This is a genomic window from Streptomyces sp. NPDC004609 (genome assembly GCF_042873655.1).
In the GTDB taxonomy this organism is placed as follows: Bacteria; Actinomycetota; Actinomycetes; order Streptomycetales; family Streptomycetaceae; genus Streptomyces.
The window spans coordinates 33,796-59,082 of record NZ_JBIALS010000007.1 but is presented as its reverse complement, the minus strand read 5'-3'; the positions used below and the strand labels follow the sequence as shown (position 1 = coordinate 59,082).

Genomic DNA, 25,287 nt, shown 5'->3' with positions numbered 1-25,287 from the left:
TCGGTCCCGGCTCCCCCGGTGCTTCCGGCTCCGACGGGCCGCCGGGCCCCGACGCGTCCCTGAGCCCCGACAGCCCCTTCCGGCACGGGAACACCGACCGGGACGAGGCGCCGCAGTTCGTGCTGCCGCTGGTCGCCCGGATCGAGAAGACCGCTCCCCCGTCCCGTACCGACGCGCTGGAGACGGCCGCCCGCGCCGTGCTCGCCGTCCTGGCCGACGAGCGGTCCACGGGTGACGGGCCGTGGGCCCGCGCGATGCGGGACTGGCAGGACGCCCGGATCCGCAAGGTGGTCCGGCGGGCGCGCGGCGCGGAGTGGCGCCGCGCGTCGGCGCTGGACGGCATCACCGTGACCGGCGGCACCGCGGACGTGCGGGTCTTCCCGCCCGTACCGCTGGACGGCTGGCCGAAGGAGCTGGCGAGGCTCCAGGTCTCGGGCACCGATCTGACCGACCCCGGGCCACCGGCCGCGCCCGACCCTGCCGGTCCGGTGCTGTGGCTCAGCCCGGAGGTGGACATGTCCGCGGGCAAGGCGATGGCCCAGGCCGGACACGGCGCCCAACTGGCCTGGTGGGAACTGCCGGAGACGGACCGCAAGGCGTGGGCCGCGACCGGGTTCGCACTCGCCGTCCGCACCGCCGCGCCCGCCCGGTGGGCCGCCCTCATGGCCTCCGGACTGCCGGTCGTACGGGATGCCGGTTTCACGGAGATCGCGGCTGGTTCCTGCACGGTGGTCGCCGACCACCCCGCCCTGCGCCGCTGAGCCCGCGCGGCCGGGACGCGGTCGCCCGCGGGCCCGCCCGCGCCGTCCGGCGCGACCGCCGTGCCGGAGGACCACCGGCGTCCTCTCCCCCGGGCCTCTGGCCACCCGGACGCCGAGGCCCCGGCGCGCGGCCGGCCCGGGGCAACCGCAGAACCTCTCGTTCCGCCGCTGAACACCGGCGCCGCGCGTTACGTACCTCTCAGTACCGCCAAACGCATTGAATCGATGTTCAGTTGGCGGTTGGTTTGGCCGTCAGTCGGATCGGCACGGGAGGCACATTGTTGCGGCGCATCAACGGGACGGCACTCATCATCGCGGCACTCGTGGCCACCGTGGGAGCGCTGGCGTTCCCCGTGTGGTCGTACGCGGACCGTTCCGGCACCGGTCAGGACAATCTCAACGCCTCGACCGTGGCGACCCAGTGGGGGCCCCTTTCGGCCACCGACCGGGATTTCCTGGTGAAGGTGCGGCTCGCCGGCCTGTGGGAGCTGCCCGCGGGGCAGCAGGCCATCGAGCGGGCGCCGACGAAGGCGATCAGGGACGCGGGTGACCACCTCGTGGTCGGTCACACGGACCTCGACGTCCGCGCCCGCGATGTGGCGTCGAAGCTCGGTGTGGAGCTGCCGAACCAGCCGAACGAGCAGCAGCAGGGGTGGCTGCGGGAGCTGTCCGCGGCGAGCGGGCAGGAGTACGAGCGCAAGTTCGCCAATCTGCTGCGCAACGCTCACGGCAAGGTGTTCTCGCTGGTCGCGCAGGTCCGGCACACCACCCGCAATACGCTGATACGCCAGTTGGCGACCGATGCCAACCAGACCGTGCTGGACCACATCACCATGCTGGAGGCGACCGGGATGGTCGACTTCGACGCGCTCGCGAACGAGGCCGCGGGCCGGGCGACGGCCAGCCCGACCGGTCCGCCGCCGCCGAACGGCAGTCTCCCGGCGGCGCCCGCGCCCGCGCAGCCGCGAGGAGGAGGGGAGCTGACGTCGAGGCCGTCCACCCAGCCGGGGGCGCCGACGTCCATCAACACCAACCGTCCGGCGCCGTCGTCGTCATGACCACGGACGGTGGGTGACGGGAGGGGCCGGCGCGCGCCGGCCCCTCCCGGTCGCTGCGGTGCCCGCACGCTCGCCGACTTCTACGGTCGCCCGTCGCCCGTCGCCGGAATGATGCGTACCGCCTCCGAACTGGCGGGGAACCTCAAATGATGCTCTGAACGTCCCCTTCTGCGGGTTCACCGCCGGCTGGCGGGGCCATGACCAATGCACGCACCACAGCGGGGCATGGTGGTCACGGGGAGGGGACACGATGAAACTCGGCACCGGAATCGGCTGGCGGCCGGAAATCGCCGACGCGGTCGAGAGGCTGCCGGGCGTCGACTGGGTCGAGATCGTCGCGGAGAACGTCTGCCCCGGCCATCTGCCCGACTCCCTGAACCGGCTGCGCGCCCGCGGCGCCCGGGTCGTCCCGCACGGTGTCTCCCTCGGCCTCGGCGGCGCGGACCGTCCGTCCGAACAGCGGCTCAAGGATCTGGCGGAGCGGGCGGTCGCGCTGGACGCGCCCCTGGTGAGCGAGCACATCGCGTTTGTACGCGCCGGAGGCGTCCGCACCGCCACACCCCCGCTGGAGGCGGGCCATCTGCTGCCGGTCCCCCGCACCCGGGACGCCCTCGCGGTGCTGTGCGAGAACGTCCGTATCGCACAGGACTCGCTGCCCGTGCCGCTCGCGCTGGAGAACATCGCGGCGCTGATCTCCTGGCCGGACGAGGAGCTGACCGAGGGGCAGTTCCTCGCCGAACTGGTCGAGCGCACCGGTGTCCGGCTGCTCGTCGACGTGGCCAATCTGCACACCAACCACGTCAACCGCGGCGAGGATCCGGTGAAGGCCCTCGACGAACTGCCCGTCGAGGCGATCGCCTACGTCCATGTGGCGGGCGGTGTCGAGCGGGACGGCGTCTGGCACGACACCCACTCCCATCCGGTCACCGAGCCGGTTCTCGCGGTGCTGCGGGAGCTGACCTCGCGTATCTCGCCCCCGGGCGTCCTGCTGGAGCGCGACGACGACTTCCCCCCGGCGGACGAGCTGGCGGGTGAACTGGAAACGGTACGAGCGGTGCTGACGTCGGCTTCGCCGGCGCCGCGCCGGGCGGGCACCACCGCCGAGGAGGACGCCGCCCGCGAGGGGACGGCTCCCCTGAGCGCTGCCACGGCGGCGGATTCGCCGGAAGCGGCAGCAGCAGCGGGGGCGCCCGAGGCGGCAGCCGTCGCGGCCGACACCGCACCGGGCGCGGGGCAGCCGGGCGCAGCCGCGGCCGAGCGGGCCGGGGGCGCCCCGGAAGGCAACGGGCAGCGGGCCGGGGCGGCGCACGCTCCGGAAACGGGTGCCCGAGGGGCCGCCCCCGGCGGCGTGCCCGACGGCACCGACGCTCCCGATAGCACCGACGGCCCCGCCATCGCTCCCGACGGCACAGCGCCCGACGGCGCCGAAGCCCCCGCCAGCGCTCCCGACGGCTCCGGAGGCACGGCGTCCGGTGGCTCCTCCGATGCCTCCACCTGCGCCCCGGCCCGTGACCGGCTCGGCATCGCGCAGGCCGCGCTGCTGTCCGCCCTGGTCGCCGGGACGCCCGCGCCCGAGGGATTCGACCGCGGGCGCCTGCGGGTGCAGAGCCACGCGCTGGCCGCCAAGCGGTCCAGGGTCGTCGCGAAGCTCGCGCCGGAGCTGCCCGCGATCCTCGGCGACGGCTACCGGCCGGCGTTCCTCGCGTACGCCAGGGCCCGGCCGATGCACGCCGGGTACCGCCGGGACGCCATGGAGTTCGTCGAGCACCTGCTGCTCGCGGGCCGGCCCGACGACGCGGAGGCCCGCGCCCGGCTGAGCCGCTGGTGGCAGGAGCGCGCGGTCCCGCGCCCGCCCCGGCGTACCCGGCGGATCGTCCGTGCGGCCCGTGCCGCGCTCGTCAGGAGGCAACGGTGAACCCGGGCACACTCGCGGTCCTCGTCCATCTCGTCCTGGTGCCCTCCAGCGCCCTGCTGATCACCCGCCGGAGGGTGCACCAGAGGCGCAACCCGCCGGTGGAGCCCGGCTATGTGGTCGAGGACGTGTACGAGGCGGCGTTCCTCGGCGGCGGACCGGGCCGGGTGGCGGACGCGGCACTGGCGACGATGCACGCCGACGGACGGCTGGTGTCCGCCGAGCCCGGCGTCGTCTCGGTGGTCGCTCCGGTCGCCCACGACCCGGTGGAGCAGACGGTGCTCGACGAATTGCGCGCCGCGCCGAACGGTGCGCTGAGCGCGCTGCGCCACAGCGTGATGCGCTCCCCCGTCGTGCAGGCGATCGGCGACCGGCTCGCGGAGCGCGGGATGGTGGTGGCGCGCGATCGGTGGTCGGCGGTGATGCCCGGGTGGAGCTTCGCCCAGTCCCTCCTCTGTCTGTTGGGGATCCCGGGCGCCATCGCTCTCACGGTGGTCGGTTACGTCCGCGACTGGGACCGCCCCACGGTGCCCTTCGCCTTGCTGGTGCTGCCCGGCCTGATCGCCGGGATGATCATCGGGTTCTCCGGGATCACGGGCCCCCGGGGCCGGGTCCTGCCGCTGGGCGGCCGGGCCCTGCGCGCGCACAAGAAGCGGCACCCGCGGCCTCAGACGCCCGCCCGGAGTGTCGCCCTCAGGGGAGCACGCGGGGTCACGGACCCGGGCTTCCGGGCGCTGCTGGTCGCGGCGGCCGCGGTGGCGATGGTGGGCGCCACCGCTTCGGCGTCGGGCGGCGACGCGTCGGACTCCGCGGCCGTGTGGTGCGGTACGGGAGGGGGTCCCGGCTGCGGGACCGGCGCGAACGACGGCGGAGGCAGCGGCGGTGGGGACGGCGGCGGATGCGGCGGAGGCGGTGGGTGCGGCGGCGGTGGCGGATGCGGCTGACCCGCGCACGGCTCCCGTGGCCCGGGCGTTCCCCCGATCCGGCGCCGATCGCCTCCGGCGCGGCGGGCTTCCAGCCCGCGGCGGCGGCCGGGACGGCGGAGGCTCGCACCCCGGGCAGCGGACCGGCCCGGGGAGCCCGAGCCCGGCCCGGGAGCCCGCCCTGCCCCTGTGAGCACCCGCGCCGCCGACCGCGTACCCGCCCACCCGTACACGCATACGCGCATACGCACGTACGGAAAAACTCCCTGGCGCCGGGAAGCCGTCTCCCGTAGAACTCGGTCATGCTCTGGGTCGTCCTTCTGCTCCTGGCCTGGGCCGTGGCGGGTATCGCCTGTGCCCGGGTCTGTGTGGCCGCCGTCACCGCCGCCCGCCGCCCCGCCCGGGAACCGGCGGACGGCCACGCGGACGGACCGGCGAGCGACCGGGCGGACGGCGGCGCGGACGACCGGGCGGACGGACCGCTGACCCTCTACGAGGCCGCGTTCCTCTCGGGCGGCCCCGGCCGGGTCACGGACCTCGTGCTCGTCTCGATGCACCGCCGCCGCGGGCTGCTGCTCGCGCACACCGGCTGGGCCACCCTCGTCGCCCCGGAGGGCACCGACGCCCTGGAGCGCTCGGTCGTCCGCTCGATCGGGCCCGCCGGTCACCAGGCCCCGATAGCGGTGGTCCGGACCGCCGTGTCCAGCGCCGGTGCCCTGCGTGCCGTCGCCGACGGTCTCGTACGTGCGGGGCTCGCCGTCCCGGAGACCACCCGGACCCGGACCTCCGCCGCGCTGCGCGCGGTACGGGCCGCCGCCGTACTCGTCGCCGTGCTGGCGGTGGCCGCCGTGACACTCCCCGAGGGCCCGCCCGCGAGAGGTACGGCCCTCGCCTGGTTCGCCCTGCCGCTGCTGCTGACGCTGAGCTGTCTGGCGATAGCGAGGGTCGAGGTCCGCCCGTACACCCGCTGGGCCTCCCCCGAGGGCCGGCGGCTGCTCGGCGCGCTCGCCCCCGCCCCCGACGGCACCGCCCACGGTGAGCTGACGGCCTTCGCGCTCCGGGGGCCCGACGCCGTCGGCGACCCCCTGCTCCGGGAGGCGCTCACCGGCGGGCGGCGGGAGCGCGCGGGCGGGCGTACGGCGCATCGGGGTTATTGACCGCGACACCTCCCAGAGGTGCTTTACATCGCGGAACACCGGGCGAAGGCTGGCGCCCCTATGCAGTCCGCATGCCATCCGGCTGCCGTCCGCACGAAGGGAACGCGATGAGAGCACGGGCGAAGTACGGACTCGTTGCCGGTCTCGGCTCCTTGGTCGTCACCACCCTGGCCGTGCCGTCCGCCGTCGGCGCCGGCACGGCCGCCGAGGCCGTCGACGAGTCCCGGGGCACCGCGATCGCCGCCCGCCGCGCCGCCGGCGCGGGCATCGCCTTCGGCGTCTGCCCCGCCGCCGAGCGACTGCCCGAGTCCGTCTCCTGCGGCACCGTCGAGGTCCCGCTCGACTACGCGCGGCCCGACGGCCGGAAGATCTCCCTCACCGTCAGCCGGGTGAAGGCGAGCGGCAGAGCGGAGGAGTACCAGGGCGCCCTCGTCTACAACCCCGGTGGCCCCGGCGCGTCCAGCATGTACTTCCCGATGGTCACCGGGCTCCCCGAGTGGAAGCGGATCGCCCGCGCGTACGACGTCGTCGGGTACGCGCCGCGCGGTGTCGGCCGCTCCGCCCCGCTCGCCTGCCAGGACCCCGCGGACCGCACCCAGGGCCCGACGCTCGCGCCGGTGCATCCCTCACCGTCGTACAAGCTGGAGCGGATCGCGGAGGCGAAGGCGTACGCGGAGGGCTGTGCGCGCCGGGGCGGCACGGCGCTGCGGCACTACACCTCCCTCAACAACGCCCGCGACCTCGATGTGCTGCGGGCGGCGCTCGGCCAGGAGCGGCTGACGTTCATGGGCGCCTCGTACGGCACGTACTTCGGTGCCCTGTACGCGACGCTCTTCCCGTCCCATGTGCGGCGGATGGTCTTCGACGCGCCGGTGAATCCCGCGCGGGACAAGATCTGGTACCGCAGCAACCTGGACCAGTCGCTGGCCTTCGAGAGCCGCTGGGCGGACTTCCGGGCCTGGGTCGCCCGGCACGACGCGGTCTACGGTCTGGGCGCCACGCCCGAGGCGGTGGCCCGCAGCTACGAGCAGGCGCGCGCCCGGCTGGCGGAGAAGCCCGCGGGCGGCAGGGTCGGGCCCGGGCAGCTCCAGGCCGCGTTCCTGGGCGCCGGCTACTACGACGACTACTGGGTGCCGCGCGCGACCGCGCTCTCGGAGTATCTGCGCGGCAACGACAAGCCGCTGATCGCCCAGGCCGCGCCGAGGCCGGCGTCGGCGCCCGCCGCCGAGAACGCCTCCGCCGTCTACACCGCGATCGAGTGCAACGACGCGCCCTGGCCGGCGGACTTCGCGGTCTGGGACCGCGACAACACCGAACTCGCCCGCCGGGCCCCGTTCGAGACCTGGGACAACGTCTGGATGAATCTGCCGTGCGCCTACTGGTCCGGGCCCAGGCAGCGGCCCCTCGACGTCCGGACGAAGCGGGGCGCGCTGCCCCCGGTGCTGATCCTGGCGGCCGAGCGGGACGCGGCGACGCCGTACGAGGGTGCCAGGGAGCTGGCGCGGCGGCTGAAGGGCGCGGTGCTGATCACGGAGGAGGACGCCGGGACGCACGGCATCGGCGGCGGACCCAACGCCTGTGTGAACACCCACCTGGAGAACTATCTGCTGCGCGGTGAGACGCCGGTACGGCGCGCGTCCTGCGCGCCGCGCCCGGAGCCGGACCCGACGTCGCCGCAGCGGCGGGCGCGGCAGCCCGAGCCGGCGCGCCCCGCCGTCTGACCCCGCGCGCCGAAGGTCCGGGGCAGATGGCACCCGGGCCACCGAAGAGGCCGGGCCCGCGCCCATCGCGCGGACCCGGCCTCCGGTCGTACGTCACCCCCGGGCCGCCCGGCCCGGGGACGGGCCCTCAGGCGAGCCCGCTCACCAGCTCCGCGACCGACTTGCGGCGGCCCGTGTAGAACGGGACCTCCTCGCGGACGTGCATCCGGGCCTCGGAGGCCCGCAGATGGCGCATCAGGTCGACGATGCGGTGCAGCTCGTCCGCCTCGAAGGCGAGGATCCACTCGTAGTCGCCGAGCGAGAAGGAGGCGACGGTGTTGGCGCGGACGTCCGGGTAGCCGCGCGCCATCTTTCCGTGGTCCGCGAGCATGCGCCGGCGGTCCTCGTCGGGCAGCAGGTACCAGTCGTACGACCGTACGAAGGGGTACACGCTGACGTAGTTGCGCGACACCTCGTCGGCGAGGAACGCCGGGATGTGCGACTTGTTGAACTCGGCGGGGCGGTGCAGCGCCATGTTCGACCACACGGGCTCCATCGCGCGCCCGAGGCGGGTGCGCCGGAAGAGGTTGTACGCCTCCTGGAGCTGGTCCGCGGTCTCGGCGTGCCACCAGATCATGACGTCGGCGTCGGCACGCAGCCCGGAGAGGTCGTAGGTGCCGCGGATCCTGACGTCCTTGGCGGCGAGCTGGTCGAACAGCTCCTGGACCTCGTCGGCGTAGCCGGTCCGGTCCTCGGGGAGCGCATCGCGCAGCTTGAAGACGGACCAGAGCGTGTACCGGATGACCTCATTGAGGTCCTTGGCCTTCTTGCCCGCGTGGGGGATCTTCTCTGGCGCACTCATGAGGCTATTGTCCCGCGCCCCGATCCGTGCTTCCCGCCAGGGTGGCCGTTGCGAGGATCTCGTCGGCGGCCCGCTGCCCGTCGGCGATGCACGCGGGGATGCCGACGCCGTCGTACGCGGCTCCGCAGACCCGCAGGCCGGGGAGCCGGGCGACCTCCGCGCGGATCCGGGCGGTGCGCGCGGGATGCCCGACGGGGTACTGCGGCAGGCCGCCGGTCCAGCGGGTGACCTCGCCGGCGACGGGACGGGCGGTGAGTCCGGTGGCCAGGCCGAGGTCGTGCAGGGAGACGGCCACGAGCTCACTGTCCTCGCGGTGCAGATGCTCCTCCTCGCCGTACCGCCCGACCGAGGTCCGCAGGACGAAGAGGCCGGACGAGCCCTCGTTCACCCAGTTCCACTTGCGGCTGGAGAAGGTGGACGCCTTGATGGTGCGGCCGTCGACGGGCGGGACGAGGAATCCGCTGCCGTCGGGCAGGACTCCGGCCACGTCCGCGCGCCGGAAGGCGAGGGTGACCAGGGCCATGGAGGCGTACTCGATCCCGCCCAGCTCGGCCGCGGCCGCCGGGGACTCGGCGGCGAGCAGTTCCGCCGCCGGCCCGGCCGGGGTGGCGAGGACGACCGCGTCGGCGGCCAGCGTGGCGTCGCCGGTGCGGATCTCCCAGCCCCCGGCGGTGCGGCTCAGCCCGGTGACGGGTGTCCCGGTGAGGATCTCGCCGCCCAGGGCCCGTACGGCGTCGGCGACCGCGCCGGGCAGGGTGCCGACACCGCCCGCGATACCCATGAAGGCGGGCCCGGCGCCGGCCGCGTCGCGCGCCTTCCGCCGGACCTCCCGGACGCCGTCGAGCAGGGAGCCGTGGCGCTGGGCGGCCTCGAACAGCGCGGGCACGGCGGCGCGCATCGAGATGCGGTACGCGTCTCCCGCGTACACCCCGCCGAGCAGCGGCTCGACCAGCCGGTCGACGACCTCGCGGCCGAGGCGTTCGGCGACGTACGCGCCGATCGCGACATCGTCACCGAGGTCGGCGGGGCCGAGGTCGCGCTCACGGCCGATCCGGGCGACTCCCTCCGGGGAGAGCAGCCCGGCGAGGGACTCGGGACCGTCCGGGACTCCCATCACATGGCCCTGGGGCATGGGGCGCAGCGCGTCGCGTGTCCACAGGGCGGCGGTGGCCGTGGCGGGCGGCTGGAGCCGGGCGCCGAGGCCGACGGCACGGGCCAGGGCGACGGCCTCCGGACGGCGGGCGAGCATCGACTCGGCGCCGAGGTCGACGGGAACGCCCTCGATCTCGCCCGCGCGGAGCTTGCCGCCGAGCCGGGGACCGGCCTCGACGAGGGTGACGCGCGCTCCCGCGGTGACGAGGCGGTGGGCGGCGGCGAGTCCGGAGATACCGCCTCCGACGACGACGACACGACCGGCGACCGCGCCGGGCCCGCTGCCCGTACGGGTGCCTGTGCCCGTGTCGGTGCCTGTACCTGCGCCGGGGGCGGGGGCGGGGGCGTCCACATGCTGGGAAAACTGCATGCCCCCACTGTCTCAAACCCCGTTCCGAGTCCTGAACGTGACTGGTTCGGAACCTGAAACCTCAAACGCTTCGGGCGGTCCGTGCGTCGAAGAATCAACAATCCGTACGACCATTGGGGGGCCGGATATGCGTGGACGACGCGTGTTCGCCGCACTGCTGCTCACCGCATCACTCGCCGTCGCGGGATGCGGCGCGGGCGGCGGCGATTCGTCACAGGAGAGCGCGCTGGACAAGGCGCAGGGCGCGGCACCGGAGGCGGGCGCCGGGCCCGGTGCGGACTCCGACGCCGCGCTCGCGGAGGGACCGCGCGACGGGAAGACCGCCGCCCCACAGGCGTCGGGCGGTCCCGGAGCCTCCCGGGGGAAGATCTCGGTGGCGCCGTCCCATGTCATCCGTACGGCCGTGCTGGAGATCGAGGTCAAGGACGCCGAGAAGGCCCTCGCCGCCGCCCGCCGGACGGCCGAGAACGCGGGCGGCCACGTCGCCGACGAATCCACCGAGCGCCTCGACGACACCCAGATGTCGTCGCGGATCGTGCTGCGCGTCCCGCAGCAGCGGTACGCCGAGGTGCTGGCCGACCTGGCGAAGGGCGGGAAGCTCATCTCCCGCAAGTCCGACGCCAAGGACGTCACCGATCAGGTCGTCGACGTGGAGAGCAGGATCGCCACCCAGCGGGCGAGCGTGACCCGGGTGCGGGAGCTGATGGACCGGGCCGTGAAGCTGGCGGACATCGTCACGCTGGAGGGCGAACTGAGCAATCGCCAGGCCGAGCTGGAGTCGCTGCTCGCCCAGCAGGCCGCGCTGAAGGACCGTACGTCGATGTCCACCATCACCCTGGAGCTGAGCGAGCCCGCGGCCGAGGAGAAGCGGAAGCAGGACGACGACCCGGGATTCACCGACGCGCTCGGCGGCGGCTGGGACGCGCTGACGGCGACCGTGCGCTGGATCGGGGTGGTGCTGGGGGCGGTGTTCCCGTTCGCCGTCGCCCTGGGTGTGCTGTACGCGCTGTGGCGCCTGGTGATCCGGCCCCTGCTGCCGAAGCGGCGGACGGCCGTGGCCGCCCGGGCTCAGGCGCCCGCCCCGCTGCCGGCGTACGGGACCGGTCCCGTACCCGCACCCGCGGCCGAGGCGGAAGCCGGGTCCGGGCCGGGGCAGGATCCGGAACCCGACCAGGGCTGAGTGATCCTTCCCGCGTAGCGTGTCACCCATGGCAACGGAGCGGCTGGTGGTCATCGGGGGCGATGCGGCGGGCATGTCCGCCGCATCGCAGGCACGCAGGTTCAAGAGCCCGGACGAGCTGGAGATCGTCGCCTTCGAGCGCGGCCACTTCAGCTCGTTCTCGGCGTGCGGGATTCCCTACTGGATCGGCGGCCAGGTGCCGGGGCGGGACGACCTGATCGCCCGGACGCCCGCCGAGCACCGCGAACGCGCGATCGATCTGCGGATGCGCACCGAGGTCACGGAGATCGACACCGCGGCCGGCCGGGTGCGCTCACGCGACCTGGAGAGCGGTGAGGAGTCCTGGACGGGCTACGACAAGCTGGTCATCGCGACCGGTGCCCGTCCCGTACGCCCCCCGCTGCCGGGCATCGACGCTCCGGGCGTCCACGGGGTGCAGAACCTCGACGACGGCGAGGCCCTGCTGGACACCCTGGCCGCCACGGACGGGCGGCGCGCGGTGGTCGTCGGCGCGGGCTACATCGGCGTCGAGATGGCGGAGGCCCTGATGAACCGGGGCTTCGAGGTGACCGTCCTCAACCGCGGCGAGCAGCCCATGGCCACGCTCGACCCCGACATGGGCCGTCTGGTCCATGAGGCGATGGACGGCCTCGGCATCACGACCGTCGGGGGCGCCGACGTCACCGCGATCCTCACCGGCGGCGACGGCCGGGTACGGGCGGTGGCGACCGCGGACGCCGAGTACCCCGCCGATGTGGTCGTCCTCGGCATGGGTGTCGAGCCGGAGACCACGCTCGCCCGTGAGGCGGGGCTCCCCCTCGGCACGTACGGCGGCCTCCTCACCGATCTCTCCATGCGGGTCCGCGGCCAGGACGGCATCTGGTCCGGCGGGGACTGCGTGGAGGTCCTCGACCTGGTCTCCGGCCGGGAGCGCCATGTCCCGCTCGGCACCCACGCCAACAAGCACGGCCAGATCATCGGCGCGAACGTGGGCGGCGGCTACGGCACCTTCCCGGGCGTGGTCGGCACGGCCGTCAGCAAGGTCTGCGACCTGGAGATCGCCCGGACGGGACTGCGGGAGAAGGACGCGAGGGCGGTCGGCCTCCAGTACGTCACCGCCACCATCGAGTCCACCAGCCGGGCGGGCTACTACCCCGACGCCAGCCTCATGACCGTGAAGATGCTCGCCGAACGCCGCACGGGCCGGCTCCTCGGCGTCCAGATCGTCGGCCGCGAGGCGGCGGCGAAGCGCGTCGACATCGCGGCGGTCGCCCTGACGGCGTCGATGACGGTGGACCAGATGATCTCCCTGGACCTGGGATACGCCCCGCCGTTCTCCCCGGTCTGGGACCCGATCCTGGTCGCCGCCCGCAAGGTCTCGGGTCTGGTCGCCCGGTCCTGAGGGCTGCTGTCCCGCGATCCCTGGTGCGCGGGCCCGTTCCACGGCGGACGGCCCGGCCCGGCGCACGGCTGCGGTGGCCCGGCGTGTGCCGAGCACGTCCCGGGACCCAGGACGGTGGTCCGGCCGGGGCGGCAGCTCGTGTCGCCCCCGTGCGGTGGTGCGGCAGAGGCCGTGTGCCGGGCGTTTCCCCGGGCGCGGTGGCCCTCGCCCGGCGGAAGCTCCTGCCCCGGCGCCCCGCCCTGCGGAGCCCCCGCAGGGCGCGGGGAGGCGGCCCCTCAGCGCGCCGTGCGCTCGTGGACGAAGCTCACGAGCCTGGTGAGCGCGTCCGGATCGATCGTCGGCAGCACCCCGTGGCCCAGGTTGAACACATGCCCCTCAAGTCCCGCCGCCGCGTCCAGGACCTCCTGGGCCTTGGCCTCCACCGCCGCGGGGGGCGCGAAGAGGACCGAGGGGTCCAGATTGCCCTGGAGCGCCTTGCCGGGGCCCACCCGGCGTGCCGCCTCGTCGAGGGGTACGCGCCAGTCGACGCCGACGACGTCCGCCCCCGCCTCGCCCATGAGGCCGAGCAGCTCCCCCGTACCGACACCGAAGTGGATCCGGGGGACGCCGTAGGACGCGACCGAGTCGAAGACCTTCGCCGACGCGGGCATCACGGAGCGCCGGTAGTCCGCCGGGGCGAGCGCCCCCACCCAGGAGTCGAACAGCTGCACCGCGCTCGCGCCCGCCTCGATCTGGACCCTGAGGAAGGCGGAGGTGATCTCCGCGAGCCGGTCCAGCAGATCCGCCCACAGCTCCGGGTCGCCGTACATCAGCGCCTTGGTGTGCTCGTGGTTGCGGGAGGGCCCGCCCTCGACGAGGTAGCTCGCCAGCGTGAAGGGCGCGCCCGCGAAGCCGATCAGCGGGGTGGTGTCCAGCTCCGCCGTGAGCAGGCCGATCGCCTCGGTGACGTACGAGACGTCCTCGGGTGTGAGGTCCCGCAGCCGCGCCAGATCCGCGCGGGTGCGGATCGGCTCGGCGATGACCGGTCCGACGCCGGGCTTGATGTCCAGATCGATGCCGATGGCCTTCAGCGGCACGACGATGTCGCTGAAGAAGATCGCCGCGTCGACCTTGTGCCGCCGCACCGGCTGCAGGGTGATCTCGGCCACCAGCTCCGGCCGCATGCACGAGTCCAGCATCGCGATGCCCTCGCGCACCTTGAGGTACTCCGGCAGCGACCGGCCGGCCTGCCGCATGAACCAGACCGGGGTGTGCGGCACCGGCTCACGTCGGCACGCCTTCAGAAAGGCGGATTCGTACGTCTTCGGCTGCTGGCCCGAGGGGCGGTCGTTGGCACTCACGACCCGAATCTTCGCACGTACGCGGAAAGTGGCCGCCCGGTACGGGTGTCCTTCCCTGCGCCGGGGCCCCGTTCCGCCTACTCTTCCCCGCATGGCTGCGGCTCAGGGACGTTTTTCCGATCATGCTGAACATTCAGACAGCGCCGACTCCGCGGAGGGCGCGGAGGGGAATGGTGTCCCACCCGCGTTCCGGCTCGCGGTGGAAGGAGTGAAGGGGGCGCGGCTGCGCCCGGAGATCGAGGTTGACCCGGCGCGCCCACCGCAGCGGCTCGCACCGTACGCGTACGCCCTGGAGGCGGCCGTCGTCGACGGCGAGGAGGATCTCGCGGACGGGCGGCTGGTGCTGCTGCACGAACCGGCGGGCCACGAGGCCTGGCAGGGGGCGTTCCGGCTGGTGACGCTGGTGCGTGCGGAGCTGGAGCCCGAGATGGCGGCGGACCCGCTGCTGCCCGAGGTGTGCTGGTCGTGGCTGACGGGTGCGCTGGAGGCGCGCGGGCTCTCGTACGGAGAGCCGAGCGGTACCGTCACCCGCGCGGGGTCTCACTATTTCGGTGGACTTTCCGAGCGGCGGCCGGCGACCCAGATCGAGATCCGGGCGTCGTGGACTCCCCGGGAGGGCCACGGCGGGGTGCCGGACACCGCGGCACACCTCGCGGCCTGGTGCGATCTGCTCTGCCAGATCGCCGGGCTGCCCCCGTCACCGGCCGGTCCGGCGGACACGGCGACGGGTGTGGTGACGCTCCCTCAGCGGCGGGGACCACAGCATCGGTGAGGCTTCGCGGGTGCGGCGGTGCGGCGCGGTCCGGGACACTGGGTCCGGGCCGCGCCGCTTTTCGGCCACTCCCCTCCCGGGTCCCTTTCCGGGCCTTGTCGGCCGTTCCCCGGCGGATTGCGCCGGGGCGGGTGGCGGACCGGTTGCGGAGTGCCGGGGCCGCGCGGGCCCATCGTTCGTAACGGTCAGTCAGATCGCTCGTAGGATGATCGATCACACGTCCGAATTGCACCAATTGTTACTCACCAAATCGTGATCATTCTCTAAAGGCTGCCGGGTTTGCTGCCGAAGAGGTCAGTGACCCTAACTTCACGGTTCGCCCCGGCTTCATCCCCGAGCCGGCCCCGTCCCGCATCCTTCCCCCCAGGAGGCCTGGTGTCCGTTCTTCTCGAGCAGCCCGCAAGCCTGGTCGCCTACCGCCCGAACAAGCCGACGGCCATGGTCGTCGTGGCCGACCCGCGCGTCCGCTCCACAGTCACCCGCCACCTGTGGGCACTCGGAGTGCGTGACGTGATCGAGGCATCGTCCATCGCGGAGGCCCGTCCCCGCGTCGGCAACCCGCGCGACATCTGCGTTGCCGACGTCCACCTGCCCGACGGTTCCGGGCTGACCCTACTGTCCGAGACCCGAGCCGCGGGGTGGCCGAACGGCCTCGCGCTCTCCGCCGCCGATGACATCGGCGCGGTCCGCAATGCCCTCGCCGGCGGCGTCAAAGGCTACGTCGTCACCGGTACGCGTACGAACATCGGTCACCCCACCCGCCCCGGCGCCGCCCCCATCGGCGCTGCGGCGGCCCGTCTCGGCCACCGGCGCCCCCCGGGTGCCCCGAGCCACCCGGGCGGCTACCGGGAGCTCTCCGGCCGTGAGGTCGAGGTGCTCAGGCTGGTGGCGGAGGGCCAGTCCAACAAGGCGATCGGCGTCTCCATGGGCCTGTCCGCCCTCACCGTCAAGAGCCACCTCGCCCGCATCGCGCGCAAGCTCGGCACGGGTGACCGGGCCGGGATGGTGGCCGTCGCCCTGCGTACGGGCATCATCCACTGACCCCTACATCTGTCCCGCACCTGCCCCACGCGCCTGTCGGCGGATCGTTTCCGTCGACAGGCGCGCTCCGTTCACGGATACCCTTGACACGTGACCGACGCCCAAGACACCGCAGCAGAGACCGCACTGCGAACCGCCGGGGGCGCTCCCCCGGACGCCGGCGTCGCAGCCGAAGAGGCACCGATTCCCCTGTTGGCGCCCCGTGAGGGCGTACCCCCGGTCGTCGCCGACGCCCAGGCGCTGGCGGCGGTCGTCGCCGCGTTCGCCGCCGGCAGCGGGCCCGTCGCCGTGGACGCCGAGCGCGCCTCCGGCTACCGCTACGGCCAGCGGGCGTACCTCGTCCAGCTGCGCCGGGAAGGCGCGGGCAGCGCCCTGATCGACCCGGTGGGCTGCCCCGATCTGTCCGTCCTCGGCGACGCGCTCGCCGATACGGAGTGGATCCTGCACGCCGCGACCCAGGACCTGCCCTGTCTGCGCGAGATAGGCATGATCCCCACACGGCTCTTCGACACCGAGCTGGCGGGGCGGCTGGCCGGATTCCCCCGGGTCGGCCTCGGCGCGATGGTCGAGTCCGTCCTCGGCTACGCCCTGGAGAAGGGCCACTCCGCCGTCGACTGGTCCACCCGCCCGCTGCCCGAGCCCTGGCTGCGGTACGCGGCGCTCGATGTGGAGCTGCTCGGCGATCTGCGGGACGCGCTGGAGAAGGAGCTGGACCGGCAGGGCAAGCTGGAGTGGGCGCGCCAGGAGTTCGACGCGATCGCCATCGCGCCCCCGGCGCCGCCGCGGAAGGATCCGTGGCGGCGGACGTCCGGGATGCACAAGGTGCGGCGGCGGCGCCAGATGGCGGTCGTACGGGAGCTGTGGACGGCCCGCGACAGGATCGCGCAGCGGCGCGACGTGTCCCCCGGGAAGGTGCTGGGCGACGGCGCGATCATCGAGGCGGCGCTCGCGCTTCCCGAGAATGTGCACGCGCTGACGGCGCTGACGGGTTTCGGCCATCGGATGGGGCGGCGACAGCTGGAGCAGTGGCAGGCGGCGGTGGACCGGGCGAAGGCGCTTCCCGACGCGGAGCTGCCGCAGCCGGGGCAGCCGCTGAACGGGCCTCCGCCTCCGCGGTCCTGGGCGGACAAGGACCCCGTGGCGGCGGCGCGGCTGTCGGCGGCCCGGGCGGCGGTGTCCACGCTCGCGGACGAGCTGCACCTTCCCCAGGAGAACCTGATCACTCCGGACACGGTGCGGCGGGTGTGCTGGGAGCCGCCGCAGGACCCGTCCGTGGAGGGTGTCGCGGCGGCGCTGACGTCCCTCGGGGCGAGGCCCTGGCAGGTGGAGCTGGTGGCGCCGCTGTTGTCGGCGGCGCTGGCCGCGGTGGCGTAGTTCTCGGGTCTCGGGCCCGGGCCCGGCGCCTCAAACGCCGGCGGGGCTGGGTTTCCCCCGGTGGCCCGGCACTGAGGCCCGGGGCGGCCCGGCACGCGGCCCCGGCCACCCGAGGCCGCGGGCAGCCCCCGCGCTCCCCCGGGGCTCCGCCCCGGACCCCGCGCCTCAAACGCCGGCGAGGCTGGGATTCCCCGTCAGCGGGGCTGGAGTTTCCCCCGTCAGCGCGGCTGGGTTTCCCCGCGTCTCAGAGCGCTGGAGAGGCCGGGGATGGCCCGTCCGGGGGCTGAGGCGGGGCGTCCGGGGGCTGAGGCGGGGCGTCCGGGGGCTGAGGCGGGGCGTCCGGGGGCCGTGAGGGTGGGGTGGGGTATGGGGGAAACGGGTGGACACGGGGGCGGGGTGTGATGTTCGACGTTCGGGGCAGGGGGGCTGGGCACTATGGTTACCCGTAAGTAGCATGAAGGGAAGCGCGCGCTCAGTCCCGCGCCCCGCAGCAGTGCCATCCGCACCCTGGAGGAGAGCCATCGTGCCTCGTACCGTCAGGGACGTCGTCTTCGTCGACGGCGTCCGCACCCCGTTCGGCAAGGCGGGCCCCAAGGGCATCTACCACGAGACCCGCGCCGACGACCTCGTCGTCAAGGCGATCCGGGAGCTGCTGCGCCGCAATCCCGGCCTCGATCCGGCGAAGATCGACGAGGTCGCCGTCGCCGCCACCACGCAGATCGGCGACCAGGGGCTCACCCTGGGCCGCACGGCCGGCATTCTCGCGGGGCTGCCGCAGTCCGTGCCGGGGTACTCGATCGACCGGATGTGCGCGGGTGCGATGACCGCGGTCACGACGACCGCCGGATCGATCGCCTTCGGCGCGTACGACGTGGTCGTGGCCGGCGGCGTGGAGCACATGGGCAGGCACCCGATGGGCGAGGGCGTCGACCCCAACCCCCGCTTCGTCAGCGAGAAGCTCGTCGACGAGTCCGCCCTCTTCATGGGCATGACCGCCGAGAATCTGCACGACCGCTACCCGTCCATCACCAGGCTCCGCGCGGACGAGTACGCCGTACGGTCGCAGGAGAAGGCGGCCAAGGCGTACGCGAACGGGAAGATCCAGCAGGACCTGGTGCCGATCTCCGTGCGCCGCACCAGCCCGGAGGCCGGGGAGACCGGCTGGGGGCTGGCCACCCAGGACGAGCCGATGCGGCCCGGCACCACACTGGAGAACCTCGCCGGGCTGAAGACCCCGTTCCGTACGCACGGCCGGGTCACCGCCGGCAACGCCGCCGGGCTGAACGACGGCGCCACCGCCTCCCTCGTCGCGTCCGAGGAGTTCGCGCGCGCGAACGGCCTGCCGGTGCGAATGCGGCTCGTGTCGTACGCGTACACCGGCGTCGAGCCGGAGGTCATGGGGTACGGACCGATCCCCGCCACCCAGAAGGCCCTCGCCAAGGCGGGGCTGTCCATCGCGGACATCGGTCTGTTCGAGATCAACGAGGCGTTCGCCGTCCAGGTGCTGGCGTTCCTGGAGCACTACGGCATCGCCGACGACGACCCGCGCGTCAACCAGTACGGCGGGGCGATCGCCTTCGGCCATCCGCTGGCCTCCTCGGGCGTACGGCTGATGACCCAGCTGGCCCGCCAGTTCGAGGAGCAGCCGGAAGTCCGCTACGGCATCACCACCATGTGCGTCGGCTTCGGCATGGGCGCGACGGTCGTCTGGGAGAACCCGCACTTCGAGGGAGGCAGCAAGTGAGCACCGCTGAACTGCTGAAGGGCGCGGCCGGGCTGTTCCCGGACGAGGTCGTCACCAGCGCGCACGTACGCCATCTCGACCTCCCCGCCGGGGCGGGCCGCTTCGCGCTGATCACGCTCGACAACGGCCTGGACCACACCAAGCCGACCACCTTCGGCCCCCAGTCGCTGGCGAATCTGAACACCGCGATCGACCAGGTCGAGAAGGAGGCGGCGGAGGGCTCGATCACCGGCGCCGGCATCACCGGCAAACCGTTCATCTTCGCGGTCGGTGCCGACCTCAAGGGCGTCGAGCTGCTGCGTACGCACGACGACGCGCTCGCCATCGGCAAGGGCGGGCACGATGTGTTCAAGCGGCTGGGTGCGCTGGCCGTCCCGACGTTCGCGTACTACAACGGCGCGGCCATGGGCGGCGGTGTCGAGGTCGGGCTCCACTGCACCTATCGCACGGTCTCCCGGGCGATCCCCGCGTTCTCGCTGCCCGAGGTCTTCCTCGGACTCGTGCCGGGCTGGGGCGGCTGCACACTGCTGCCGAATCTGATCGGCCCCGAGAAGGCGATCTCGGTCATCGTCGAGAACTCGCTGAACCAGAACCGCCAGCTCAAGGGCGCCCAGGTCTTCGAACTGGGGATCGCGGACGCGATCTTCGACGGCGCGGACTTCCTGGAGCGGTCGCTGGTGTGGACCGCGTCCGTCCTCACGGGCGAGACCACGGTCGAGCGCGCCCCGATCGACCGGGGCCCGGCGTGGGACGCGGCCGTGGCCCACGGCCGGTCCGTCGCCGACTCCAAGGTGCACGGCGCGGCCCCGGCCGCCTACCGCGCGCTGGACATCGTCGAGGCCGCGAAGGCCACCGGGGACGCGGCCCTCCAGGCCGGTTTCGACGCCGAGGACCGGGCGCTCGCCGATCTGATCATGGGCGGGGAACTGCGCAGCGGTATCTACGCGTTCAACCTGGTGCAGAAGCGGGGCAAGCGCCCGGCCGGCGCGCCGGACAGGAGCCTGGCGCGCCCGGTCACCAAGGTCGGTGTCGTGGGTGCGGGCCTGATGGCCTCTCAGCTGGCGCTGCTCTTCCTGCGCCGGCTGGAGGTGCCGGTCGTGCTGACCGACATCGACCAGGACCGGATCGACAAGGGTGTGGGCTACGTCCGGGCCGAGATCGACAAGCTGCTCGGCAAGGGCCGGATCGGCCAGGACAAGGCGAACCGGCTCAAGGCCCTGGTCACCGGTGTGCTGGACAAGGCGGAGGGTTTCGCGGACGCCGACTTCGTCATCGAGGCCGTCTTCGAGGAGATCGGCGTCAAGCAGCAGGTGTTCGCCGAGGTGGAGGCCGTCGCCCCGGCGCACGCGATCCTCGCCACCAACACCTCCTCGCTGTCGGTGACCGAGATGGCGTCGAAGCTGAAGCACCCCGAGCGGGTCGTCGGCTTCCACTTCTTCAACCCGGTCGCGGTGCTGCCGCTGCTGGAGATCGTCCGCGGCGAGCGGACGGACGACGCGTCGCTCGCGACGGCGTTCGCTGTCGCGAAGCAGCTGAAGAAGACCGCCGTCCTGGTCAAGGACGCCCCGGCGTTCGTGGTCAACCGCATCCTGACGCGCTTCCTGGGCGAGATCCAGAACGTCATCGACGAGGGCACCCCCGTCGCGGTGGCGGAGCGGGCCGTCGAGCCGCTGGGCCTGCCGATGTCACCCCTGGTCCTGCTGGAGCTGGTGGGTCCGGCGATCGGTCTGCATGTGTCCGAGACCCTCAACCGGGCCTTCCCGGACCGGTTCACGGTCTCGGAGAACCTGGCGGCGATCGTCAAGGCGGGCAAGCGCGGCTTCTACGTATACGACTCGGGCAAGCCGGAGCTGGACCCGGAGGTCGCCGCGCTGCTGAAGCAGGGTGACACCGTCCTGACCGAGGACGGGGTGCGCGCCCGGGTCCTGGACGCGGTGGCCCAGGAGATCGGGCTGATGCTCCAGGAGGGTGTCGTGGCCGAGGCCCAGGACGTCGACCTCTGTCTGATCACGGGCGCGGGCTGGCCGTTCCATCTGGGTGGCATCACGCCGTATCTGGACCGCGAGGGTGTCTCGGAGCGGGTGAACGGCAAGCCATTCCTGGCCCCGGGCGTGGCGAGCGTACCCGCGTAGCCGGCACCTCCCGGGGCGTGGTGGAGGAAAGGGGTCGTACGGAATACTCCGTGCGGCCCCTTCGTCCCTTACGGAACAGTCTGTTGGGCCCTTCGTCCCGCGTCCCGTGCCCCGCGGGTACGGGCTCCCCGTCCGTGGAGCACCATGAGTGACAAGCCGACGCTGCTGATCGTCGACGGCGCGAACGTCGTCGGTTCCGTCCCCGACGGCTGGTGGCGCGACCGGCGCGCCGCCGCCAAGCGCCTGCGGGACCGGCTCGCACGGCATGCCCGGGACGGTGTGCCCGGTGTTCCGGGGGCGCTGGAGATCGTGCTGGTGGTGGAGGGTGCCGCGCGCGGTGTGGCGTCGGTGTCCGGGGTACGGGTCGCCGAGGCCGGGGGCAGCGGGGACGATCTGATCGCCGAGCTGGCGGCCGGTGGCAGGGACCGGCCCACGGTGGTCGTCACCGCCGACCGTGAACTGCGCGACAGGGTCACCGCGGTGGGCGCGCGGACGATCGGTCCCCGTGCCGTGTACGGGCCCGCCGACCGGGGGTAGGACCTGCCGTCCGGAGTCCGGCCGGTCCGCCCGGCCAGTGGCCCGGTCGGGTCGCTCCGGAGGGACGGACGGGATCGCTCCGCTACGGACGGGACCGCTCCGGCCGGACTCCCCGGGCCAGGGCTCCCCGGCCGGGGACTGCTCCGATCGGGGCTACGCCGACCGGGTGTCGGCCGAAGGGGTGCCGGTGATGCGGATCCGGCTGTGCTTGCGGCCGTAGAGGTAGTACACGGCCACGCCGATGAGCATCCAGATGCCGAACCGGATCCAGGTCTCGGTCGGCAGATTGAGCATCAGCCAGAGCGAGGCGGCGACCGACGCCATCGGCAGCCACGGCACCAGCGGGGTACGGAACGCGCGCGGGAGGTCGGGGCGGGTGCGGCGCAGGATGATGACGCCGATCGCGACGAGGACGAAGGCGAAGAGGGTGCCGATGTTCACCAGGGCCGCGAGTTCGTGGAGGTTGGTGAATCCGGCGATGATCGCGATGATGACGCCGAGCAGGACGGTCGCGCGGTACGGGGTGCGGAAGCGCGGGTGGGTCCGGGAGAAGAACCGGGGCAGCAGCCCGTCGCGGCTCATCGCGAAGAACACCCGGGTCTGGCCGAGCAGCAGGATCATGCAGACGGTGGTGAGCCCGATGACGGCGCCGAAGCTGATGAAACCCGCGTACCAGGGGTGCCCGGTGGCCTTGAACGCGTCCGCGAGCGGGGCGTCGATGGACAGGTCCTTGTAGTTCTGCATCCCGGTCACGACGATCGACACCGCGACGTAGAGCGTGGTGCAGATGAACAGGGATCCGAGGATGCCCCGGGGCATGTCCCGCTGCGGGTGTTTGGTCTCCTCGGCCGCGGTGGCCACCACGTCGAAGCCGATGAAGGCGAAGAACACCACGGAGGCCGCGGTGAAGATGCCCATGACGCCGAAGTTGGTGGGGGCGTAGCCGAACATCACCTGGACCAGCGGCTGCTGGATGCCCGTAGCGCCCTCCGCCTGCACCGCCGGGGGGATGAACGGGTCGTAGTTCGACGCCTCGATGAAAAAGGCCCCGGCGACGATGACCACGAGGACGACGGTGAGCTTGACGGCCACGACGACCGAGGTGACCCGGGCGGAGAGCTTCATCCCGAGGACCAGAATGCAGGTGAGGGCCAGGACCAGCAGGAACGCCAGCAGATCGAAGCCGAATCCCGTGATGTCGTTGGTGCCGGACAGCGCGTTGGGCAGATGCCAGCCGATGTTGTCCATCAGGGAGCGCAGATAGCCGGACCAGCCGACGGCCACCACCGCCGTACCGAGGGCGAATTCGAGCACCAGGTCCCAGCCGATGATCCACGCGGGCAGCTCACCGAGGGAGGCGTACGAGAAGGTGTACGCCGAGCCCGCGACCGGGACCGTGGACGCGAACTCCGCGTAGCACAGGGCCGCGAGACCGCAGACCACACCGGCGACGACAAAGGCGAGTGCGGTCGCGGGGCCCGCGTTCTCCTTGGCGACGGCCCCGGTGAGGACGAAGATGCCGGTGCCGATGATGACACCGACACCGAAAACGGTGAGATCCAGCCCGGAGAGGGACTTCTTGAGTGCGTGCTCCGGTTCTTCCGTGTCGCGGATGGACTGCTCGATGGTCTTCGTCCGGAAGGCTCCCGCCCGGTCGGCGGGATCTGACTGAGTGCTCACCGTGCACCTCCACGCTTGTCGTCCCCGACATGATCGGGACGGCCAACGGCCCGGAGGCCCCCATACGGGTGGAGTTCACGCGAATGGGCCGGTAGGACCACCCGTCCAGGGTGCCCTCACCGGCCCGCTTCACTCGTGTTCACCGTGGCTTCGGCAAGGACTCCCCGTTGTTCACCCGGGGAGTCCCGGCCCGCCTTCCCGCCGCGCGGGGAAGAGCGTCAGTCGCGTGCGGGTTCCACCGCCTCGGCCGCGGTGCTCCCGAAACGGCCGTCGAGCCGGGCGACCAGACCCGTCACCTGGCGCGCGATGTCCGGCGCCGTCAGACCGATCTCGGCCAGGACCTCCTTGCGGGAGGCATGGTCGAGGAAGCGCGGCGGAATGCCGAAGTCTCGCAGCGGCACATCGACGCCGGCGTCCCGCAGCGCCTGCGAGACGGCGGAGCCGACGCCTCCGACCCTGCTGTTGTCCTCGACGGTGACGACCACGCGGTGGCGCTCGGCCAGCGGCGCGAGCGCCTCGTCCACCGGCTTGACCCAGCGGGGGTCGACGACGGTGGTGGAGATGCCCTGCTTGTCGAGGAGATCGGCGATCTCCAGGCACATCGGGGCGAGCGCGCCGACGGAGACGAGGAGCACATCGGGCTGCGCGGCCTCCGCGGGCCGCAGCACATCCATCCCGCCGATACGGCCGACGGCCTTGACCGCCGGGCCGACCGCGCCCTTGGAGAAGCGGACCACGGTGGGGGCGTCGTCGACGGCGACGGCCTCGCGCAGCTGGGCGCGGACCTGGTCGGCGTCGCGCGGCGCGGCGATCCGGATGCCCGGGACGACCTGGAGGATCGACAGGTCCCACATGCCGTTGTGGGAGGCGCCGTCGGTGCCGGTGATGCCCGCGCGGTCCAGGACGAAGGTCACTCCGCACCCGTGCAGGGCGACGTCCATGAGCACCTGGTCGAAGGCGCGGTTGAGGAAGGTGGCGTACACCGCGAAGACGGGGTGCACTCCGGCGGTGGCGAGACCGGCGGCGGAGACCGCGCCGTGCTGCTCGGCGATGCCGACGTCGTAGACCCGGTCGGGGAACGCCTTGGCGAACCTGTCCAGTCCGACGGGCTGGAGCATGGCGGCGGTGATCGCGACGATGTTTTCGCGCTCCCGGCCGAGCTTGACCATCTCCTCGCCGAACACGGAGGTCCAGTCGAGGCCGGAGCTGGCGATCGGCAGCCCGGTGTCGGGGTGGATCTTGCCGACGGCGTGGAAGCGGTCGGCCTCGTCCTGGAGGGCGGGCTGATAGCCGCGGCCCTTCTCGGTGAGGCAGTGGACGATCACGGGCCCGCCGAAGCGCTTGGCACGGGCCAGCGCCGACTCCAGCGCCTCGATGTCATGGCCGTCGATCGGTCCGACGTACTTGAGGCCGAGATCCTCGAACATGCCCTGGGGGGCGATGAAGTCCTTGAGGCCCTTCTTCGCGCCGTGGAGGGTTTCGTACAGCGGCTTTCCGACGACGGGGGTGCGGCCGAGGATGTCCTTGCCGCGGGCCAGGAAGCGCTCGTAGCCGTCGGTGGTGCGCAGGGTGGCGAGGTGGTTGGCGAGACCGCCGATGGTCGGGGCGTAGGAGCGCTCGTTGTCGTTGACGACGATCACCAGCGGGCGGTCCTTGGCGGCGGCGATGTTGTTCAGCGCCTCCCAGGCCATACCGCCCGTGAGCGCGCCGTCGCCGATGACCGCGACGACGTGGTCGTCCTTCTTCAGGACCTCGTTCGCCTTGGCGATGCCGTCGGCCCAGCCGAGGACGGTGGAGGCGTGGGAGTTCTCGATGACGTCGTGCTCGGACTCGGCGCGCGCCGGGTAGCCGGAGAGGCCGCCCTTCATCTTCAGCCGGGAGAAGTCCTGGCGGCCGGTGAGCAGCTTGTGCACATAGCTCTGGTGGCCCGTGTCCCACAGGACCTTGTCCTTCGGGGAGTCGAAGACCCGGTGGAGGGCGATGGTCAGCTCGACCACACCGAGGTTGGGACCGAGGTGGCCGCCGGTCTTGGAGACGGCGTCCACGAGGAAGGTCCGGATCTCTTCGGCCAGCTGATCCAGCTCCTCCGGGCTGAGCCGGTCCAGATCGCGCGGTCCCCTGATACGGGTAAGCAGTGCCACCCGTGCCTCCTTGCGTATTGAGCTGGTGAGCGTTGCGGTCGAGCGTGGC

General features: G+C 73.0%; 19 protein-coding genes. 14 read left to right on the top strand and 5 right to left on the bottom strand.

Features of this window, described 5'->3' with window-relative positions:
* Positions 1-59: 59 nt before the first annotated feature.
* The 6 genes from ACFYT4_RS09305 to ACFYT4_RS09280 all read left to right on the top strand — a co-directional run bounded on the left by ACFYT4_RS09305 (position 60) and on the right by ACFYT4_RS09280 (position 7,532).
* On the top strand, positions 60-761 hold the full coding sequence (locus ACFYT4_RS09305; protein WP_389267111.1) for a peptidyl-tRNA hydrolase: 702 nt from the start codon (positions 60-62) through the stop codon (positions 759-761).
* A 281-nt stretch (positions 762-1,042) separates the two neighbouring features.
* A complete protein-coding gene (locus tag ACFYT4_RS09300; RefSeq protein ID WP_389266888.1) occupies positions 1,043-1,819 on the top strand; it encodes a DUF4142 domain-containing protein in 777 nt (258 codons plus the stop codon).
* 250 nt (positions 1,820-2,069) lie between these two features.
* On the top strand, positions 2,070-3,734 hold the full coding sequence (locus tag ACFYT4_RS09295; RefSeq protein WP_389266886.1) for a DUF692 family multinuclear iron-containing protein: 1,665 nt from the start codon (positions 2,070-2,072) through the stop codon (positions 3,732-3,734).
* Positions 3,731-4,675: a TIGR04222 domain-containing membrane protein gene (locus tag ACFYT4_RS09290; protein WP_389266884.1), complete on the top strand. Its 945-nt coding sequence runs from the start codon at positions 3,731-3,733 to the stop codon at positions 4,673-4,675. Before ACFYT4_RS09295 ends, ACFYT4_RS09290 begins: the two co-directional genes overlap by 4 nt.
* A gap of 281 nt (positions 4,676-4,956) precedes the next feature.
* The gene (locus ACFYT4_RS09285; RefSeq protein WP_389266882.1) at positions 4,957-5,811 is read left to right on the top strand and encodes a TIGR04222 domain-containing membrane protein; all 855 of its coding nucleotides are present in this window, start codon (positions 4,957-4,959) and stop codon (positions 5,809-5,811) included.
* Positions 5,812-5,918: 107 nt separating this feature from the next.
* Positions 5,919-7,532 (top strand): alpha/beta hydrolase, encoded by a 1,614-nt coding sequence (locus ACFYT4_RS09280; protein ID WP_389266880.1) that lies wholly within the window; start codon positions 5,919-5,921, stop codon positions 7,530-7,532.
* Between the two features lie 127 nt (positions 7,533-7,659).
* On the opposite strand, the gene hemQ is transcribed toward ACFYT4_RS09280, so the two are convergent.
* Positions 7,660-8,373 carry a hydrogen peroxide-dependent heme synthase gene (gene hemQ / locus ACFYT4_RS09275; protein WP_389266877.1) on the bottom strand — a complete coding sequence of 238 codons (714 nt, stop codon included), beginning with the start codon at positions 8,371-8,373 and terminating at the stop codon, positions 7,660-7,662.
* Positions 8,374-8,377: 4 nt separating this feature from the next.
* Entirely contained in the window at positions 8,378-9,895 is a 1,518-nt protein-coding gene (gene hemG, locus ACFYT4_RS09270) for a protoporphyrinogen oxidase (RefSeq protein WP_389266875.1), read from the bottom strand.
* A 127-nt stretch (positions 9,896-10,022) separates the two neighbouring features.
* On the opposite strand from hemG, the gene ACFYT4_RS09265 reads away from it, so the two are divergent.
* Together ACFYT4_RS09265 and ACFYT4_RS09260 are read left to right on the top strand one after the other, a co-directional pair.
* Complete coding sequence (locus tag ACFYT4_RS09265; protein ID WP_389266873.1) at positions 10,023-11,075, top strand: DUF4349 domain-containing protein; 1,053 nt, start codon at positions 10,023-10,025, stop codon at positions 11,073-11,075.
* A 28-nt stretch (positions 11,076-11,103) separates the two neighbouring features.
* Positions 11,104-12,477, top strand: coding sequence for an FAD-dependent oxidoreductase (locus ACFYT4_RS09260; protein ID WP_389266871.1), 1,374 nt, complete (start codon positions 11,104-11,106; stop codon positions 12,475-12,477).
* 275 nt (positions 12,478-12,752) lie between these two features.
* On the opposite strand, the gene hemE is transcribed toward ACFYT4_RS09260, so the two are convergent.
* On the bottom strand, positions 12,753-13,817 hold the full coding sequence (hemE, locus tag ACFYT4_RS09255) for a uroporphyrinogen decarboxylase (RefSeq protein WP_389266869.1): 1,065 nt from the start codon (positions 13,815-13,817) through the stop codon (positions 12,753-12,755).
* A gap of 91 nt (positions 13,818-13,908) precedes the next feature.
* Between hemE and ACFYT4_RS09250 the strand changes: the two genes are divergently transcribed.
* The 6 genes from ACFYT4_RS09250 (at position 13,909) to ACFYT4_RS09225 (ending at position 21,417) form a co-directional block, all read left to right on the top strand.
* Positions 13,909-14,589, top strand: a complete 681-nt coding sequence (locus tag ACFYT4_RS09250; protein ID WP_389266867.1) for a DUF3000 domain-containing protein — start codon at positions 13,909-13,911, stop codon at positions 14,587-14,589.
* A 375-nt stretch (positions 14,590-14,964) separates the two neighbouring features.
* A complete protein-coding gene (locus ACFYT4_RS09245; protein ID WP_015037008.1) occupies positions 14,965-15,630 on the top strand; it encodes a response regulator transcription factor in 666 nt (221 codons plus the stop codon).
* 90 nt (positions 15,631-15,720) lie between these two features.
* Positions 15,721-17,004, top strand: a complete 1,284-nt coding sequence (locus ACFYT4_RS09240; RefSeq protein WP_389266865.1) for an HRDC domain-containing protein — start codon at positions 15,721-15,723, stop codon at positions 17,002-17,004.
* 523 nt (positions 17,005-17,527) lie between these two features.
* A complete protein-coding gene (locus ACFYT4_RS09235) occupies positions 17,528-18,748 on the top strand; it encodes a thiolase family protein (RefSeq protein WP_389266863.1) in 1,221 nt (406 codons plus the stop codon).
* Positions 18,745-20,880: a 3-hydroxyacyl-CoA dehydrogenase NAD-binding domain-containing protein gene (locus ACFYT4_RS09230; RefSeq protein WP_389266861.1), complete on the top strand. Its 2,136-nt coding sequence runs from the start codon at positions 18,745-18,747 to the stop codon at positions 20,878-20,880. Before ACFYT4_RS09235 ends, ACFYT4_RS09230 begins: the two co-directional genes overlap by 4 nt.
* A 144-nt stretch (positions 20,881-21,024) precedes the next feature.
* Positions 21,025-21,417 (top strand): NTP pyrophosphohydrolase, encoded by a 393-nt coding sequence (locus ACFYT4_RS09225; RefSeq protein WP_389266859.1) that lies wholly within the window; start codon positions 21,025-21,027, stop codon positions 21,415-21,417.
* Positions 21,418-21,570: 153 nt separating this feature from the next.
* On the opposite strand, the gene ACFYT4_RS09220 is transcribed toward ACFYT4_RS09225, so the two are convergent.
* The gene (locus ACFYT4_RS09220) at positions 21,571-23,097 is read right to left on the bottom strand and encodes an amino acid permease (protein ID WP_389266857.1); all 1,527 of its coding nucleotides are present in this window, start codon (positions 23,095-23,097) and stop codon (positions 21,571-21,573) included.
* Positions 23,098-23,315: 218 nt separating this feature from the next.
* Complete coding sequence (dxs, locus tag ACFYT4_RS09215) at positions 23,316-25,238, bottom strand: 1-deoxy-D-xylulose-5-phosphate synthase (protein ID WP_389266855.1); 1,923 nt, start codon at positions 25,236-25,238, stop codon at positions 23,316-23,318.
* Positions 25,239-25,287 lie beyond the last annotated feature (49 nt).

What these genes read in the sequence shown, in the direction of transcription:
- hemQ (WP_389266877.1), bottom strand. Translation starts at nt 8,373, where the DNA reads ATGAGTGCGCCAGAGAAGATCCCCCACGCGGGCAAGAAGGCCAAGGAC.
- ACFYT4_RS09280 (WP_389266880.1), top strand. Translation starts at nt 5,919, where the DNA reads ATGAGAGCACGGGCGAAGTACGGACTCGTTGCCGGTCTCGGCTCCTTG.
- ACFYT4_RS09285 (WP_389266882.1), top strand. Translation starts at nt 4,957, where the DNA reads ATGCTCTGGGTCGTCCTTCTGCTCCTGGCCTGGGCCGTGGCGGGTATC.
- ACFYT4_RS09260 (WP_389266871.1), top strand. Translation starts at nt 11,104, where the DNA reads ATGGCAACGGAGCGGCTGGTGGTCATCGGGGGCGATGCGGCGGGCATG.
- ACFYT4_RS09265 (WP_389266873.1), top strand. Translation starts at nt 10,023, where the DNA reads ATGCGTGGACGACGCGTGTTCGCCGCACTGCTGCTCACCGCATCACTC.
- hemG (WP_389266875.1), bottom strand. Translation starts at nt 9,895, where the DNA reads ATGCAGTTTTCCCAGCATGTGGACGCCCCCGCCCCCGCCCCCGGCGCA.
- ACFYT4_RS09225 (WP_389266859.1), top strand. Translation starts at nt 21,025, where the DNA reads ATGAGTGACAAGCCGACGCTGCTGATCGTCGACGGCGCGAACGTCGTC.
- ACFYT4_RS09295 (WP_389266886.1), top strand. Translation starts at nt 2,070, where the DNA reads ATGAAACTCGGCACCGGAATCGGCTGGCGGCCGGAAATCGCCGACGCG.
- ACFYT4_RS09250 (WP_389266867.1), top strand. Translation starts at nt 13,909, where the DNA reads ATGGCTGCGGCTCAGGGACGTTTTTCCGATCATGCTGAACATTCAGAC.